This window comes from Microbacterium rhizosphaerae (genome assembly GCF_034120055.1).
In the GTDB taxonomy this organism is placed as follows: Bacteria; Actinomycetota; Actinomycetes; order Actinomycetales; family Microbacteriaceae; genus Microbacterium; species Microbacterium rhizosphaerae.
In genome coordinates, this window is sequence record NZ_CP139368.1 from 1,486,122 (window position 1) to 1,501,037 (window position 14,916).

The window sequence follows — 14,916 nt, forward strand, 5'->3', positions numbered from 1 at the left end:
ACATGCGGGTCCTTCAGCGAACGACGACGCGCGCTGCCACGCGGAAGTGGTCGTTGGCGGCGGAGTGTTGTCGTGCCGCCATCTGCCTGGGTTCCGTTGGGCAACGGGTGGCGCGATCATCGAATGTTCGATGACGATGGACGGATGGTGAAACGGCTGACGACGATCGGGGTCGGATGGGTCGGGCCGGCGATCGGGTACGGCGTGTCGCTCCTCATTGGGTTAGCCGTGTCGCTCGCGCTGTTCCTCTCCGGCTGTCAGGACGCGGGCATGGTGCCCGTCCTCCCGTTTCGTGAGCTGTGCCTCTCGGGCGCCGAACGTGAGGTTGTTGTCCAGTCCGCGACGGTCGTGATGCTCGCGTTGATGAGCGGCGGAACACTGCTCGCCTGCGCCGCAGCGCTCTCTCATCTGAACCGCGGCGTACATTCCTCGCTGCAGGCGAGTGCGTTGCTGATGACGACGGTGCTCGCGGGGACGGCCGCCATCCTGATCGGGGCGCAAGCTTTGCCCTTCGGCGGGCTCAATCCGTTCTCTCTCGGTGTTGCCTGTGTCGCGGGGGTGGTGTGCATCATCGTGATCGGCCCCTTGGCCGCGTGGGTCGCGGGCCTGATCGAGCGGCGCCGAAGCACCGCGTAGTCGCGAGCCCTGGCTTGTGCACAGACCGGTCCGCATACGTGCGGCAGCGACATTCGCGGGGTTCGTGACCCGAGAGGTGCAACAGCAGCCGTCGGGGCGTTGGTCGCCGACAGGGCATGCGTGAAGCTTGGAAAGGTGATGAGACCAAACCGCAATGCGGGAACCTGGGCCTGGCGCGTTGAGGTGAATACCGTGGATGCGTGACTTGGTGGCGGAGGTTCTTCGCGCCGGCCGCCGTCTCGATCATGGTGGCTTCGTGCTGCGTCGGCTGCACACTGGCCGCATGCACACGGCCGGCGGACGGCGGCCCGGCGGTATGGCTGGACGCCTCACCGTGGTTAGCAGCGCATCCCGGCCAATCGCTGGAAGCATGTTTCGCACAGAGATGTCAGCGTCTGGGGCCGCAGCAGTCCGTCGGGCAACTCGTCCAGGACAACGGCACTCTGGGCGCGAGGCAGCCGTTGACGGTATCGACCGCGGGAGATTTTCCTCGGCAGTTGTTCGAAACGCGTACAGCCTTGACGGATGTTGTGCAGCACGGCCCGTGCGGGGATGACCACTTCTGGGGGCTGAACGCGCGGGTTGGCGACGACGGGCAGGTCATGATCCTCGGGTGGTCGGGTGCCCGCCTGCGACCGACGACCGTCGTTCCCCGCCCGACAACAGCGCCTACCTTCTCCCGCTAGAGGACACCGCCGCCGGTCCGACCGCAGGATCCTCACTCGACGTGTACTCGGATGGCACCCACCCATCGATGACGCGGGCGCCTCGAGACGGTGACACCTCACCATGTCGTCTGTGCTGTGACGAAGTGTCGACCAGCGGTGATGATCAGCGCGTGAACGCGTCGAGGTCGAGGGCGACCAGATCGGGACGGCCTGGCGGAATCCGCGCGGGCACCACCATTCCGACACGCGGCCAGTGCTTGACCCGCAGCACGGCCTCGAAGGTCACGGTCCGCGGCTCGATTTCCGGCGCCTCCGCGATGACCTCGAGCACGCATTTCGAGTATGGGGCACGACCGACGGGCTCGGAGACCGACAGGATCTTCGCGCTGCCCTTGACGGCATCCGCCATCGGATCGCTGAAGAACCTCTTCAGCCATCCTGCCTCGGTGCCGCTGTCAGTCATGGCATCAGCCTAGATCGCAGGAGCGCCGAGCAGTCCGCGCCAGCCGAGGATCCACAGACGGCCACTGGCCCGGAAGGGCGCCCGCCCGGAGCGTTGCACCTGCGTCGTCGATCCGATGAGCACATGTCGGGTACCGCGGCCGCTCGCGCGAGTAGCCTCGATTCATGGTCGCGGCGGCGGAGCCCGGGTGGTACGACGACGGCACCGGCGCGATGCGCTGGTGGGACGGTTCGCGGTGGACCGAGCACTTCGCGGACTTCGGGTTCGGGGTCGAGCTGCACACGGGCGCCGCCCCGGCAGCGTCCCCGACCGCTGCGGGCTGGTACGACGACGGTCGCGGTCGGATGCGCTGGTGGGACGGACGCCGCTGGACGGCGCAGTCGCGATTCAGCGGCGGCGAGGAATCCTACGCCGGGGTCGTGGTCGACGGCCGGTGGATCCACCTCGGCGAGCGGAGTCAGCCGGTCGCCGGTGTCGTCGCGGTCGTGGACAGCCTCGAGCGCATCGGCAAGCGGTCCGGCTTCGCCCGGGCGGCTCACGCGAAGGCCTTGTTCGATCCGCGCGGCCGGGTCACCTGGCACCAGTTCGGCCGCTTGGACCGTCGCGTTCTCGGGCTCGCGATCGAGAGCGCGGACCAGGCGTGGATCACCTTCCCCCGGCCCGGCGACGAGGCGCGAGCACGCCAGTTCGCCGGCTGGATCACGGCGAGCGCCGAGCACTACCGCTACAGGTGACGGATGCCGCCTGCACGCCTGCCCGACCGCAAGCCGTTCGGCTTCGAGGTGGAGTGGACGGGGGAAATCCATTCGCTCGTTGAAGTGCAGGGACGGTGCCCTGGCGGGCTAGCATCAGCCCATGAACCCACGGTCGAGTTGGCCCGCGTGCCCGTTCGCCCGACGACATCCTGGCGCCGTGCATGACTGACGCTGTTCCCGATGAGCTGGGTGCGCTACGGGAACGGGCCTACGGGCCGTCCGCCGACATCCACGAAGACCCCGAGGCTATGCGACGCCTGGAGGAGCTCGAGGCTGCTCAATCCCCGTCGCGTTACGAGCGGACGGATGCTGGTCCCCGAGAGGTCGTCGGGGTTCGTCCCAGCTCCCCGCCCCCCATCGTGTCCTCGGAGAGTCCGGACGCGGATCAGACGGATCGCTCACTCGAGCCCGGGGATGACGCTCCGACGCCGGTAGCCGCCCCTCCGGGAGGGGTCTCGCCTCGCCTGTGGCGGTGGGTTCCCGCGTTGTGGATCGTATCGATTCTCGTGGCCTTCGGCATCGGAGCGGCGGCGACGTCGATATGGGCCGTGACAGCGTTCGCGCCGATCACGCGCGGACCGGCCATCCCGCATCACGTCGCCGTCCTGTCGGAAGCGCCCGATCCCGCGCCCTCCGGCACGCTCGGGCTCAGCGGTCTGCGGTCGTTCGGCGACTTCTACGGTCTGAGCATCCTGTCTCCGAGTCCTGGCACGATCGGGCCTCGCAGTTCACGCTGCTTGATCGTCATGAAGACGGCCGATTATCAGGACTCCGCCTCCGACGTCCGCGGCCCGGTCAACTTCAGCTGCAGTGCCGGCAGGTTTCCGGCAACCGTCGTGATGTCGGTGGAGGCGGATGCGCCGACGGAATTGCGGGCGATATTCCGTACCGGGACGGCTCTGCAGTTCGTTCTCGACGGCTCGAGGGTCGGTGTCTTCACCGACCGGTGAACACACGAGGAAGACCACCTGTGATGTGTCGATTTCGGAGGTGCTCGCACGTCGTACTGCTGAGTCGACATCCGACGTCGACCAGGACCACAAGGAGTACATCATGTCTGCTTTCGTTCTTGCTTTCCGCAACGACCCCGCTGTGACGGCCACCGAGGACCAGGTCGCTGCCTGGGGCACCTGGTTCCAGGAGCTCGGGTCGGCGGTGACCGACATGGGCAGCCGCGTCGGGGCGACCACGCTGCTGGGATCGTCCGCCGGAGCCAATGCATTGTCCGGCTACGTGCTTGTCGACGCGGCCGACCTGACCGCGGCGACCGCATTGGCTGAAGGATGCCCCGGCCTCTCCTACGGGGGCAGCGTCGAGGTGGGCGAACTGATCGCGATGTAGACCAGCACTGTTGATCGGCAGTCAGGCAGTCGCCCGAACGGAGTCTCACACGGCGGGTGTCACGTCGTGCGCTGTGCAAGGCGTGTCACGGCTGTGACGACGAGAATCACGCCCGCCACCGCGAAGGCCGTCACGGCGACGATCCACGAGTGAGGCGTCCCGCTCGCGCGGGCGACTCCGATCCAGAAGACGCCCCATGCCGTAGCGAAGGCGGGCGCGATGCGTCCGCGATCCCAGACTGCCAGAGCGGTGGCGATCGCTCCTGCCGCGATGAGGACGATCACGCCCCACGCCTCGGGTCCGATCCCTGCGCTTGTGAAGCCGACGCGAACAAGGACGACCGCGACGTTCGCCACCGTCGCGATGAGGACCCACCCGAGGTAGAGGCCCATCGTGCCGTGCACGACGATCGCATCCGCCCAGCCGCTCGCGCGAATCACTCGCAGCCGCATCAGGATCACGACGAGGTCAGCCAGGAGCACCGCGATCACGACAAGCGAGAGGGCGACGAGCCCGGCCTGCACGACGAGGATCCACGCGGCGTTCAGCAGAACCGAGGCCAGCGCCCACCATCGCACGCAGCGGTGGACGGCGCGGCCCGCCTGCCGAGGGAGCGCTTGATAGACGGCGTAGGCGATGAGACCGAGGTAGATCGCCGACCAGATCGAGAACGGGCACAGCAGGAGCGAGCATCGTGGCGTCGGCAGCGAACGCCCCTCCTGCGGCGTCCTGGATCGGCGTGCCGCCCGCGGCGCCGGACCCGATGAACGCACCGACCGCTGCCAGTGCGGTGCCGATGGCGACTGCTACCTGGCGGATGCGATCCGAAAAGATGGCCGCTTCGTCTGGGAATCCATCACGCTGTCGGATTCCGGATCGCTTCGATGATTGCTTTCGCGGCGAGGATTGTCGTCAACTGCCCGTTCAGCTGGTCCCGATGCGCGACGTCGGTGGCCACAACCTGTCCAAGTTCGGCACGAACCTCGTCCTCACGCTCAGTGAGCCGCTCGAAGTGTGGATCACTCATCATTCGTCTCCCCGGCGCATCCGTCTTCGTAAGAAGAAAATTACCGTTGCATCGTACTCGTCAAGGGTCTGGATGACTGACCGCTCAGCGGCGACATTCGAGGTATGAGCAACGTAGAGAACACCCAGATCTTCGACTTCGTGAGTGGAGCGATCGAGGCCTCGGCAAGCTTCAGGAAGGCCGGCTTCGGTTCCCGGGTAGACGAGGAACGGGAGGCATGGCCGCTCTGGACGCAGACCCTGAAAGAAGAGATCACTCTGCTGATCGGCACTCAGCCCGTGCGGTACATCCAGGCAAAAGGCGACTCCGAGCAAAGCCTGGCGGACAATGAGGCGCACCTGCTCATCGTCACCGACCGCCTTCTTGTTCGGGTGTACGTCAGGAGATTCGCGGAGCCCGACATCGCCGAGATCCGGATAACCAGTCATTCGCTCTCGCGTGTTCGGTCGCTCACTCTGGATTCTTCAGCGGACTCCCGCACACTGACCGCCGAGTTCGAAGGTGGCGACAGCCTGAATCTTCCGTTGGTCCCCTCCGAGCCGCTGGCCCCGGGCATCGGGTTGCCGGCCGTCATTGCGGTTCTGCGTGACGCACTGGCGAGCGAGTAGCGTCTGCGCACACATGACGGAAACCGCCGATCGCCGCGGCCCGCGCACTGTCACATGCTGTCGCCGATGAGCGGGTACAGACACGCGTCGCCGCCGTCCGCGGCGCGCACGCCGGGCCGCTTCCGCGCTCGCAACCGCGGAACTACGGGCGCTTCTGGAGATGCCCGGTGTCTCGGATGGCAGGTGTTGGAAAGAAGAGTTCTTCAACGGACTTACCGAAGAGGCTGGCGATGCGGAAGGCCAAAGGCAGGGAGGGATCGTATCTGCCTGTTTCGATAGCGACGACCGTCTGGCGCGAAACGTCGAGGTGTTCGGCAAGTCCCGCCTGGGTCCAGCCGCGTTCCACGCGTTCCGCGCGGATGCTGTTGTCCATCAGGCGACAGGTGCCTTGACGAGCAGGTTCGTGACCTCCCACGCGACGATCCCGAGAAGGGCGACCGGCCACCCGGCGTGCGGCACGCTGTATCCGGCGGAACTGAGGGTTCCGAGCGTGAGGGCGGCGAATATCGAGACCGTGAAACCGACCGCCAATCCTGGGAAGAAGAGCTTGACCTGGTATTCGTCCATCTGACGCACTCTGAGCACGATCAAGCCCACAACCCATGCCATGAATGCGAGGGGCAGCAGTGCCCAGACAAGACGCCACGGGCTGTTTCCGTGTCCCCACTGGTAGAGGGCCAGGCTCGCGAGGAGGTAGCACCCGGTGCCGATCCATAGCGGTACTCGGAAGGCGCGACGGCGCCGGCGTTCGGTCGGTGAGTCCTTCTCCGAGTCAAGGTCGCTTGTCATCCTCCGACGGTACGGCGGCGAATCCCGCGGTGTCAAGGGCCCTTGACACGGCGGGATGGCTCCATCGACAGAGGAAGGCTGACGCGCCACGCACTCTCAGGCTGCAGAAGTGGGTCCCCGACCGTGCGACTTCGACCTTGGACATGGCCGACGGCCGCCGTCTGTGACAAGCCCAGGGATCAGACATCGCCCGACGTGCCCGTCGCCCCGGCGACCACGGTGCGCCTTCTCGACCTGCCGGTCCTCGGCGTCAGGGGTTGATGCGGATGCGGTAGAGGCTGGTGGATGCGGTGATGTAGAGCGTTGCACCGTCTGCGTCTCCGAAGCAGAGATTGGACACGACCTCGGGAACGGGGATCGCGCCGACGACGGCACCGTCCGCATCGAAGACGATGATGCCGGTGGCGCTGGATGCCCAGACGCGCCCGCGGGCGTCGACGCGCAGGCCGTCGCAGACCCCGTCCCCGATCAGCGCGAAGGTCTCGCCCCGATCGCAGGCGCCCTCGCGGACGCGGTAGCGGCAGATGTGGCGCGGGACGCCCGGTTGCGTGCTCCCGGCCGTGTCCGAGACGTAGAGGACCGTCTCATCCGGTGAGAACGCCAGTCCGTTCGGATGCACCATATCGGTGATGACCGGCTGCAGCTCTCGCATCCGCTCGTCGAAGCGGAAGACGAAGCATCCTTCGTACTCGGCCGCCGCGGCGTGTCCTTCATGGTCGGAAAGGATGCCGTAGGGCGGATCGGTGAACCAGATCGCGCCGTCCGACGCGATCACCACGTCGTTCGGCGAGTTGAAGCGGACGCCGTCCCATCGATCGACGATCGGCGTCACGATTCCGTCGACGTCGCGCTCGATCCGGCGCAGCCCGTGCGAGCACTGCACGACGCGACCCTCGAGATCGAGGGTCCGACCGTTCGTGAACTCGACTCCGGTCCGATACACATCCACGCGCCCGGTCGCGGCGTCGAACTGCAAGATCCTGTCGTTCGGGATATCGCTCCAGCGCACGGCTCCGGCATCCGGGAGCCAGACCGGTCCCTCGGCCCAGGCCATGCCGGTGTGCAGGCGCTCCAGATGTGCACCGGGCTGCGTCAGAGGCGTGGTCTGGGTCATTTCACGGTCAACTCTGTCATGTTGCCGCGGAATGCGTCGAGGGCATCGGCAGTGTCGCCGTCCGTTGCCACTCCGTGACGATGGAGCGATGTCAGCGACGCATGTGCGACTGGCGCGATCGACGCCTCGCCTCGCTGGGCGTACCCTGATGCGCATCGGCCGGGGAGGGATCGTGAGGAAGCACGACGCACAGACTGCAATCAGCGCCGACGAGCAGCTTTGGCGATACGCCTATGTCTTGGGGAACGGGCCGGCGTCCATCGCGGACCTGGAGATCGACTAACATCCACCGTGGATGCACGAGCTCGCCGGGCACGAGACCACCCCGATCGACGCGGGGGGAAGCCACCGCCATGGGGTGAGTTTCGGCGAGTGATGCACGCTTGCCATCCGCCCACTGCAGCTTCTGCGTCGAACGCTCGATCCTCGCGAGGGCACGGCCCAGCCCATGGCCGGATGAAGGCCGGTGGTCGACCGTGCGCAAACTGGTCGCTCCTTGCAGGCTTGGACCTTGGCCACGGAACCGCTGCCAGGAGTGACAGGGCGGACCGTCCCGACGCGCGAGCAGCGCGTCCGGCTGATTGACTGGTGCGTATGGACGTCGTCGCGATGTTCCCGCTTGGCAGCGTGCTCTTCCCCTACACACCGCTGGTGCTGAGGGTGTTCGAGCCGCGCTACCTCACCATGATGGGCCGTCTGCTCGACACGGAGGATCCGGAGTTCGGGGTCGTGCTGATCGAGCGCGGGCGTGAGGCCGGTGGTGGCGAGGAGCGCGCATCGATCGGCACCATGGCGCGCATTCTGCAGATCGAGGCGGGGGCCGCGGACTTGTACGTGGTCGCCCGGGGCGGGGAGCGGATCACCGTGAACACGTGGCGCGAGGACGACCCGCACCCGATGGCCGACGTGTCGACGATGGCCCCGCTCGTCTGGGACGACGCGCTCACATCGCTGCACCGCGAAGCGGAACGGGTGGTGCGCCGCCTCGCGACGCTCGCCTCCGTGCTCGATGAGGCTCGATGGGATCCCGCGACGGCGCTATCGGATGATGCCGTGGTGTCGGCCTGGCAGCTCGCCGCGCTCGCTCCGCTCGGCGAGTACGACCGATTTCGTCTGCTGGGCTCGACCAGCCTCGGAGGACTTCTCGGCGGGATCATCGACCTGTGCCTCGAGGAGGAGCCAGTGCTCATCGCGCGGGCTGCTGATGCACGCGACGAGGATGACGGCGACCTTTAGATCGCGCACCAGGGCGATCTTCCGCATCCAGACCGGGACGAACCAGGCGAACTCGGATGGTTCGACCATGACGACATGGTCGAGCTAACCCGACACGACTGCATCGACAGAGCCATAACCGACGGCATTCAGCGGTGCCGTGCCGCTCGTACCCGCGTGCGAGGTGGAGTTGCTGTCGAGCCGTCGCGTTTTAGCGGCGAAGAGAGGGTCAGCGGCCCGGCCATAACGTGGCAGACGACTGCGCCGAACCCCGCTGCTGGCGCTGTTGCCGCCGTCGCGGGCGCCGCTGCCGCCGCCGTCGCGGGCGCCGGCTCGTAGGCGCGCGACTGCCCGCGTGCGCCGGCGGCGCCTCATCGGCATGGCCCATCTGGGACCGAGGAAGCACACGTCTCGGCTGGATTCCGCAATCGCATGCTATAAATATTCCGAGTTCGGAAGGTTTATGGCATGGCGGAGATTTCGGTACGGGAAGCTGCTCGGCGTCTCGGTATCAGCGAGAGGCGCACGCGCGAAATGCTGCGCGGGCAAGAGCTCGTCGGCAGGCAGATCGACGGTCACATCTGGCAAATCGATGCGACGAGCGTGCAGGACCGTGCCCGGGCCGATGCCGGCAACGGTCGGCCTTGGGCGGATCACACGGTCGAAGCAATCGTCGAGGCGCTCTCGGACGGCATCAAGATCGACCCGAAGTCGGCGTACCGTCTGCGGCGCACGGAGACAAACCAGCTGTGGCGCAAGATCGCCCAAGCGTTTACGGTGCGCCGGTACAACGCCCGCAACCTGGACACACTCCACCCGCACCTGGCTCTCACGGGAGAGAGCGCGATCGAGCAAATCGGGGAGCGGCTTGTCGGGCAGGCACGGTCCTTGCATGGCTACCTTCACGGAATGAGCCTCCAAGAGTTCATCGACGAAGCCGGGCTCGTCGCAGCTGGCGATGGCGACCTTGTCGTCTACCAGCTCCGATCAGGCGGCATGTACGACGGAGGCGCGTCTTGGATCGGCGACGAGTACGCGCGACGCGCGCTCATCGCTGTCGACTGTGCGCGCTCGGCGAGCACGCGAGTGCGCAGCACAGGCATCCGTGCACTGGACGAGATGAGGAACACGTGGCTGGCGACGAGCATCTGATCGAGGTCCCCGACGCCGAGGACCCGTGGCCGCTCGTCTTCGAGGTGGCGGCAGCAACACCGGAAGGCTCCTGGGTGCTCGTCGGGGGGCTAATGGTGCACGCACACGCGATGCGCGCCGGCATTACGCCATCGAGGCCCACGCGGGATGTCGACCTGCTGCTCGACATCGGTGCCTCCAAGGTCAGCGACGTCACGGGCCCTCTGCAGAAGCTCGGGTTCCGACCGCTCGAAGGCGCCGGCGCCGTCCACCGGTTCGTCCGTGGCGACGACATCATTGACGTCATGGTCGAACAGGGCGTGTCGGCGAGGTGGACGAGGAAGCCCATCTTCGCGGCCCCCGCGGCCCGCCAGGCGATCAACAGGCGGGACCAATACACACTCGAGGGATCGTCGAGTTCTGTCAGCATCGGCATCCCCGATGCGCTCGGTGCCATTGTCGCCAAAGCGGCCGCCTACCGGGTGGATCAGCGCGACCGGGGCCGACACCTCGAGGACATCGCGGTACTGCTCGCCTCTGCCGGTGGTGTCCGAATGCTCGCGCTGGACCGGCTGACGAGGAGGGACAACCAGCACCTGCGCCCCGCGTTCGGCGAGCTCAGCGATGACGGGCACGAGGCATGGTTCGTCCTCAAGGCAGATGATCAGGTCGTCGGTCAGCGGGGGCGTGACGCGATCTCCGCGGCCATTGCGGCGTAGCGGTGCGCGCTTGGGTTGAGCCAGCCAGCCGTTCACCGACATTCCGGTGCAACTTGTGCGATGTGGACAAGGGATGCTTCCCCGTGCCGCCTAGCCCTCATCGACTGTGGGGTCAAGCCCTGCACGAACGCGCAGGCTCCATCACGCGGAGGGTTTAGCGTGGTCGGTGACCGGGTCGGGAAGGCGGGCGATGTGGGCGTAGGCGAGCGGAGAACCCGATGGGCTGTCGTGGCCGCGGTGGCGCTCGCGCTCGCGCTGACCGGCTGCAGCGGTGGCGAGTCCTACTCTCGCGACACGGCCAGTACGCTGCAGCACGCGGTGCTCGCCGTCGCGCAGGCGGCGAGCACGAACGATCTCGCCGGCGCGCAAGCGAAGCTCGCCGACCTCGAGCGGATGAACGACGCCGCCGTCCGCAAGGGCGACATCAGTCGTGCTCGGCACGATGCGGTCGCCGCATCCATCGCGACGATCCGCGCGGATCTCTCCCAGCTGCTCGACGACGCGGCCAATGCGCGCCTGCAGCAACAGCTTCAGCAGCTCCAGCAGCAGCAGAACCAGCAGCAACCGGCGCCGGGCAACGACAAGGGCAAAGGCAAAGACGGCAAGGGCGCCACCAAGGGCGGAGGCTGAGCATGTCCGGAACCAAGAGGCTGCCTCAGGCTGAATCGCCGCTGGAGACCGGAAGAGTCGCCGGCCGCTACCGAGTGACCGACCGGATCGGCCAGGGCGGAATGGCGGACGTCTACCGCGCGACCGACGAGGCGCTGGGCCGTGAGGTCGCGCTGAAGGTCTTCCGCGCCGAGCTCGCGTCGGCCGACGATCTGGCTCGGCAGCAAGGGGAAGTGCGCCTTCTGGCGAAGCTGTCGCATCCCTGCCTCGTCACGTTGTTCGACGCGATCGCAGACACCGACGGCCGGGTTGTCCTGGTCCTGGAATTCGTTGCGGGCACCGATGCCGCACACCGTTTGCGGGATGGCGGCGCGCTGGACCGAGCGGATGTCGCGGCGATCGGCGCAGACATCGCCGGCGCGCTGGCGTACATCCATCACGAGGGCGTCATCCACCGCGACGTGTCGCCGGGCAACATCCTCCTGCCGGACTCACCGCATGCCGTCGCGGCCAAACTCACCGATCTCGGTATCGCGCGCCTCGTCGACGAGGCGAAACTCACCGCCACCGGTCTGGTCACGGGAACGGCGAGCTACATGAGCCCGGAGCAGGTCGCAGGGCAGCACCTCACCGCCGCCAGCGACGTCTACTCGCTCGGGCTGGTGCTGCTGGAGTGCCTCACGGGGCATCGTGAATACCAGGGCAAAGCCGTCGAGGCTGCCGCCGCGCGACTGGCGCGCGACCCCCGGATTCCCCGAGAGCTCGGCACCGAGTGGCATGGCCTCCTGCAAGCCATGACGGCCCGCGATCCCGCACGGCGCCCCGCCGCGGAGGAGGTGGCGACCCGCCTGAGCCGACGGCCGCATCCCGCAGCGGGTGCCGAGGCTCCCGTCGAAGCGCAGGCGACGGCTCCGATGCCGCCCGCGACCGGCCTCGACACTCCGCGATCCACGGGCGCGACGATGCTGATGCCGGCCGCCGAGCCCTCTCCGGGTCAGATGTCGGCGAGCAGCGCGCAGGCCGCAACGCCGGCGCGCCTCCGCGCCCGCCCGCGGGCGATGGTCCTGGTCGCCGCTCTCGTTGCCGTTGTGGCCGCGATCGTCATCGCGCTCGTCGCGATTCCCGCTGCGACGCATCCCGTTCCCGACCCCGTCCGCACCTATCCCGCGGTCGGCGGCCAGTTGGGCGACCACCTGCAGCAGCTCGAGCATCAGGTCTCGACCAGCACCACACCCTGACCGACGCCGCGAGTCGCGGGCGCGAGTGGGACCGGGTAGGAAGATCCGGGCTCGCAGGACGAATGACCCCCACGCCGGCGAGCCCGTGTGCGATCTTCTCGACTGCCGGATGTGCTCGCTGCGCCGCCTCCCTATGCTGAGCCGCAGACGCGCGTGGGGCGCGCCGTGAGGGGTAGCGCATCATGGCAGAGAAGTTCGCCGGCAAGATCTCGCTCGACATCCGGGACTCGGTTCCCGATTGGACGCCGTTCCAGGCTCCGAAGGCGCCGGCCGAGGCGCCCAACGTCGTCTTCATCGTCTGGGACGACGTGGGCTACGGCACGATGGACTGCTTCGGCGGCCCGGTGCGCACACCCACGATGGGCCGCATCGCCGATCACGGCGTCAGGTACTCGAATTTCCACACCACCGCGCTCTGCTCGCCCACGCGCGCATCGCTGCTGACCGGGCGCAATGCCACCTCCAACGGCATGGCCACGATCGCGGAATTCTCCTCCGGCTTTCCCGGCATCTCTACGCGCATCCCGTTCGAGAACGGCTTCATCTCCGAGGTCCTCGTCGAGAACGGCTACAACACGTACTGCGTCGGCAAGTGGCATCTGACCCCGGGTGAGGAGACCGGCATGGCGGCGTGGAAGAAGCGCTGGCCCCTGGGCCGCGGCTTCGAGAGGTTCTACGGGTTCCTCGGCGGTGAATCGAGCGGCTGGTTCCCCGACCTCATCCACGACAACCATCCGGTCGAGCCGCCCGCGACACCGGACGAGGGCTACCACATCGCGAAAGACCTGTCCGATCGGGCGATCGAATTCATCCAGGATGCGAAGTCGGTCGATCCCGACAAGCCGTTCTTCCTGTATTTCTCACTGGATGCGGCGCACGCGCCCCACCACGTCTTCACGGAGTGGGCCGACAAGTACACGGGCATGTTCGACGAGGGTTACGAGGCGATCCGCGCCGGCATCCTGGCCCACCAGAAGGAGCTGGGACTTCTCCCGGAGGACACCGAACTGTCGGGCATCAACCCGCACGGCGAGCCCGGCGTGACCGGTCCTGACGGGCAGCCGTGGCCGATGCTCGACACCGTGCGTCCCTGGGCCACGCTCAGCGACGACGAGAAGCGGCTGTTCGCCCGCATGGCCGAGGTCTTCGCCGGGTACGTCGAGTACACCGACGACCAGGTCGGCCGCGTCGTCGATTTCCTCGAGAGCTCGGGCCAGCTCGACAACACGATCATCGTCGTCATCTCCGACAACGGCGCGAGCGGCGAGGGCGGCCCGGATGGCACATTCAACGAGTGGCGCTTCTTCAACGGCGCGCCCACTCCCACCGAGCTGACCTTCCAGCACATCGACGAGCTCGGCTCGCCGGCGTCGTACAACCATTACAACACCGGGTGGGCCTGGGCTTTCGACACCCCGTTCCCGTACTGGAAGCGCTGGGCAGGGTACGAGGGCGGCATCGCTGACATGTGCATCATGTCGTGGCCGGCCAAGATCGAGCCGTCTGCGAGTCCCCGACCGCAGTACGTCCACGCGGTCGACGTGGTTCCGACGATCTACGACCTGATCGGCGTCACGCCGCCCGACACGATCAACGGCTTCGCGCAGAGCCCGATCGAGGGCGAGAGCTTCGCGGCATCCCTCACCGACGTCGGCGCCCCCGGCAAGCGCACCCAGTTCTACGCGATGCTCGGGCAGCGCGCTCTGTACGAGGACGGATGGCTGGCCGCCACGCTGCATCCGCCGCTGAGCGGGTGGGGGAGGTTCGACGAGGATGTGTGGGAGCTGTACCACGTCGAGACCGACCGCTCGCAGTCCACGAACATCGCCGACGCCGAACCGGAGCGGCTGCAGGCGATGATCGCCCGCTGGTTCGATCTCGCCGAGCAGTACAACGGCCTGCCGCTCGATGACCGCACCGCGCTCGAGCAGACCCTCGCCGAGCGCCCGAGCGGCTCACCGAAGCGAGAACGGTACGTGTACTACCCGGACTGCGCGTCCGTGCCCGAGCAGTCCGCGGTGTCGATCCCGGGCCGCTCGTACACGATCGCCGCAGGCGTCGAAGCGGGGGCCGATGCCGAGGGCGTGCTCTTCGCACACGGCGGCGTCGCGGGCGGGCACAGCCTGTACGTGCAGGACCACCGGGTGACGTACGCCTTCAACTGGCTGGGCACCTCGCTGCAGGTCATCACCGCCGACCGCGATCTCGCTCCCGGCGCGCACGTCGTCACCGCGGAGTTCACCGCGACCGGGCGAAACGCCGACCCGGCCATGCCTGGGGCGCGCGGCATGCTCTCGCTCTACATCGACGGCGACGTCGTGGGTTCGGGGGACATCGTCACCCAGCCAGGCCTCTTCTGCGCCGTCGGCGACGGACTGTGCGTCGGGCGCGACGATGCCTCATCCGTGACGCCCGCCTACACCGCGCCGTACCGGTTCACCGGCGGGAAGATCGACAAGGTCGTCGTGGACGTGTCGGGCGACCGGTACGTCGACCACGAGTCCGAAGTGCGGGGGTGGTTCCTGCTCGACTGAGACGGCCCGCGTCACCTGATGAGCGTGATGCCGGGCGCCGGCGTGGTGCGTGCTCGGCTCACGCGGCAG

General features: G+C 67.5%; 17 protein-coding genes. 11 read left to right on the forward strand and 6 right to left on the reverse strand.

Annotated features, from left to right (window positions below; translation table 11 throughout):
* The first annotated feature begins 144 nt into the window (after nt 1-144).
* Nucleotides 145-636: a hypothetical protein gene (locus SM116_RS06445; RefSeq protein WP_320943630.1), complete on the forward strand. Its 492-nt coding sequence runs from the start codon at nt 145-147 to the stop codon at nt 634-636.
* Between the two features lie 831 nt (nt 637-1,467).
* Here SM116_RS06445 and SM116_RS06450 read toward each other — a convergent pair.
* Nucleotides 1,468-1,767 (reverse strand): hypothetical protein, encoded by a 300-nt coding sequence (locus tag SM116_RS06450; protein WP_320943631.1) that lies wholly within the window; start codon nt 1,765-1,767, stop codon nt 1,468-1,470.
* A 164-nt stretch (nt 1,768-1,931) separates the two neighbouring features.
* On the opposite strand from SM116_RS06450, the gene SM116_RS06455 reads away from it, so the two are divergent.
* From SM116_RS06455 to SM116_RS06465, 3 genes are all read left to right on the forward strand, one after another.
* Complete coding sequence (locus tag SM116_RS06455) at nt 1,932-2,501, forward strand: DUF2510 domain-containing protein (RefSeq protein ID WP_320943632.1); 570 nt, start codon at nt 1,932-1,934, stop codon at nt 2,499-2,501.
* A gap of 527 nt (nt 2,502-3,028) precedes the next feature.
* On the forward strand, nt 3,029-3,472 hold the full coding sequence (locus tag SM116_RS06460; protein WP_320943633.1) for a hypothetical protein: 444 nt from the start codon (nt 3,029-3,031) through the stop codon (nt 3,470-3,472).
* A 103-nt stretch (nt 3,473-3,575) separates the two neighbouring features.
* Entirely contained in the window at nt 3,576-3,863 is a 288-nt protein-coding gene (locus SM116_RS06465; protein WP_320943634.1) for a hypothetical protein, read from the forward strand.
* Nucleotides 3,864-3,922: 59 nt separating this feature from the next.
* Here SM116_RS06465 and SM116_RS06470 read toward each other — a convergent pair whose 3' ends face one another.
* Both SM116_RS06470 and SM116_RS06475 read right to left on the reverse strand, forming a co-directional pair.
* On the reverse strand, nt 3,923-4,636 hold the full coding sequence (locus SM116_RS06470; RefSeq protein ID WP_320943635.1) for a TspO/MBR family protein: 714 nt from the start codon (nt 4,634-4,636) through the stop codon (nt 3,923-3,925).
* Nucleotides 4,637-4,719: 83 nt separating this feature from the next.
* A complete protein-coding gene (locus SM116_RS06475; RefSeq protein WP_320943636.1) occupies nt 4,720-4,890 on the reverse strand; it encodes a hypothetical protein in 171 nt (56 codons plus the stop codon).
* Nucleotides 4,891-4,994: 104 nt separating this feature from the next.
* Here SM116_RS06475 and SM116_RS06480 point away from each other — a divergent pair, with 104 nt between their 5' ends.
* On the forward strand, nt 4,995-5,498 hold the full coding sequence (locus tag SM116_RS06480; RefSeq protein WP_320943637.1) for a hypothetical protein: 504 nt from the start codon (nt 4,995-4,997) through the stop codon (nt 5,496-5,498).
* A 142-nt stretch (nt 5,499-5,640) separates the two neighbouring features.
* On the opposite strand, the gene SM116_RS06485 is transcribed toward SM116_RS06480, so the two are convergent.
* From SM116_RS06485 to SM116_RS06495, 3 genes are all read right to left on the reverse strand, one after another.
* Entirely contained in the window at nt 5,641-5,871 is a 231-nt protein-coding gene (locus SM116_RS06485) for a helix-turn-helix transcriptional regulator (RefSeq protein ID WP_320943638.1), read from the reverse strand.
* Entirely contained in the window at nt 5,871-6,287 is a 417-nt protein-coding gene (locus SM116_RS06490; protein ID WP_320943639.1) for a hypothetical protein, read from the reverse strand. Before SM116_RS06490 ends, SM116_RS06485 begins: the two co-directional genes overlap by 1 nt.
* A gap of 250 nt (nt 6,288-6,537) precedes the next feature.
* On the reverse strand, nt 6,538-7,401 hold the full coding sequence (locus SM116_RS06495; protein ID WP_320943640.1) for an SMP-30/gluconolactonase/LRE family protein: 864 nt from the start codon (nt 7,399-7,401) through the stop codon (nt 6,538-6,540).
* Nucleotides 7,402-7,995: 594 nt separating this feature from the next.
* On the opposite strand from SM116_RS06495, the gene SM116_RS06500 reads away from it, so the two are divergent.
* The 6 genes from SM116_RS06500 (at nt 7,996) to SM116_RS06525 (ending at nt 14,847) form a co-directional block, all read left to right on the forward strand.
* Nucleotides 7,996-8,637, forward strand: a complete 642-nt coding sequence (locus SM116_RS06500) for an LON peptidase substrate-binding domain-containing protein (RefSeq protein WP_320943641.1) — start codon at nt 7,996-7,998, stop codon at nt 8,635-8,637.
* Between the two features lie 447 nt (nt 8,638-9,084).
* Complete coding sequence (locus SM116_RS06505; protein ID WP_320943642.1) at nt 9,085-9,768, forward strand: hypothetical protein; 684 nt, start codon at nt 9,085-9,087, stop codon at nt 9,766-9,768.
* Complete coding sequence (locus SM116_RS06510; RefSeq protein WP_320943643.1) at nt 9,747-10,466, forward strand: hypothetical protein; 720 nt, start codon at nt 9,747-9,749, stop codon at nt 10,464-10,466. The genes SM116_RS06505 and SM116_RS06510 overlap by 22 nt, the downstream gene beginning before the upstream one ends.
* Before the next feature lie 228 nt (nt 10,467-10,694).
* Nucleotides 10,695-11,096, forward strand: a complete 402-nt coding sequence (locus SM116_RS06515; RefSeq protein WP_320943644.1) for a hypothetical protein — start codon at nt 10,695-10,697, stop codon at nt 11,094-11,096.
* A 2-nt stretch (nt 11,097-11,098) separates the two neighbouring features.
* Complete coding sequence (locus tag SM116_RS06520) at nt 11,099-12,313, forward strand: serine/threonine-protein kinase (RefSeq protein ID WP_320943645.1); 1,215 nt, start codon at nt 11,099-11,101, stop codon at nt 12,311-12,313.
* 182 nt (nt 12,314-12,495) lie between these two features.
* On the forward strand, nt 12,496-14,847 hold the full coding sequence (locus SM116_RS06525; RefSeq protein WP_320943646.1) for an arylsulfatase: 2,352 nt from the start codon (nt 12,496-12,498) through the stop codon (nt 14,845-14,847).
* Nucleotides 14,848-14,916 lie beyond the last annotated feature (69 nt).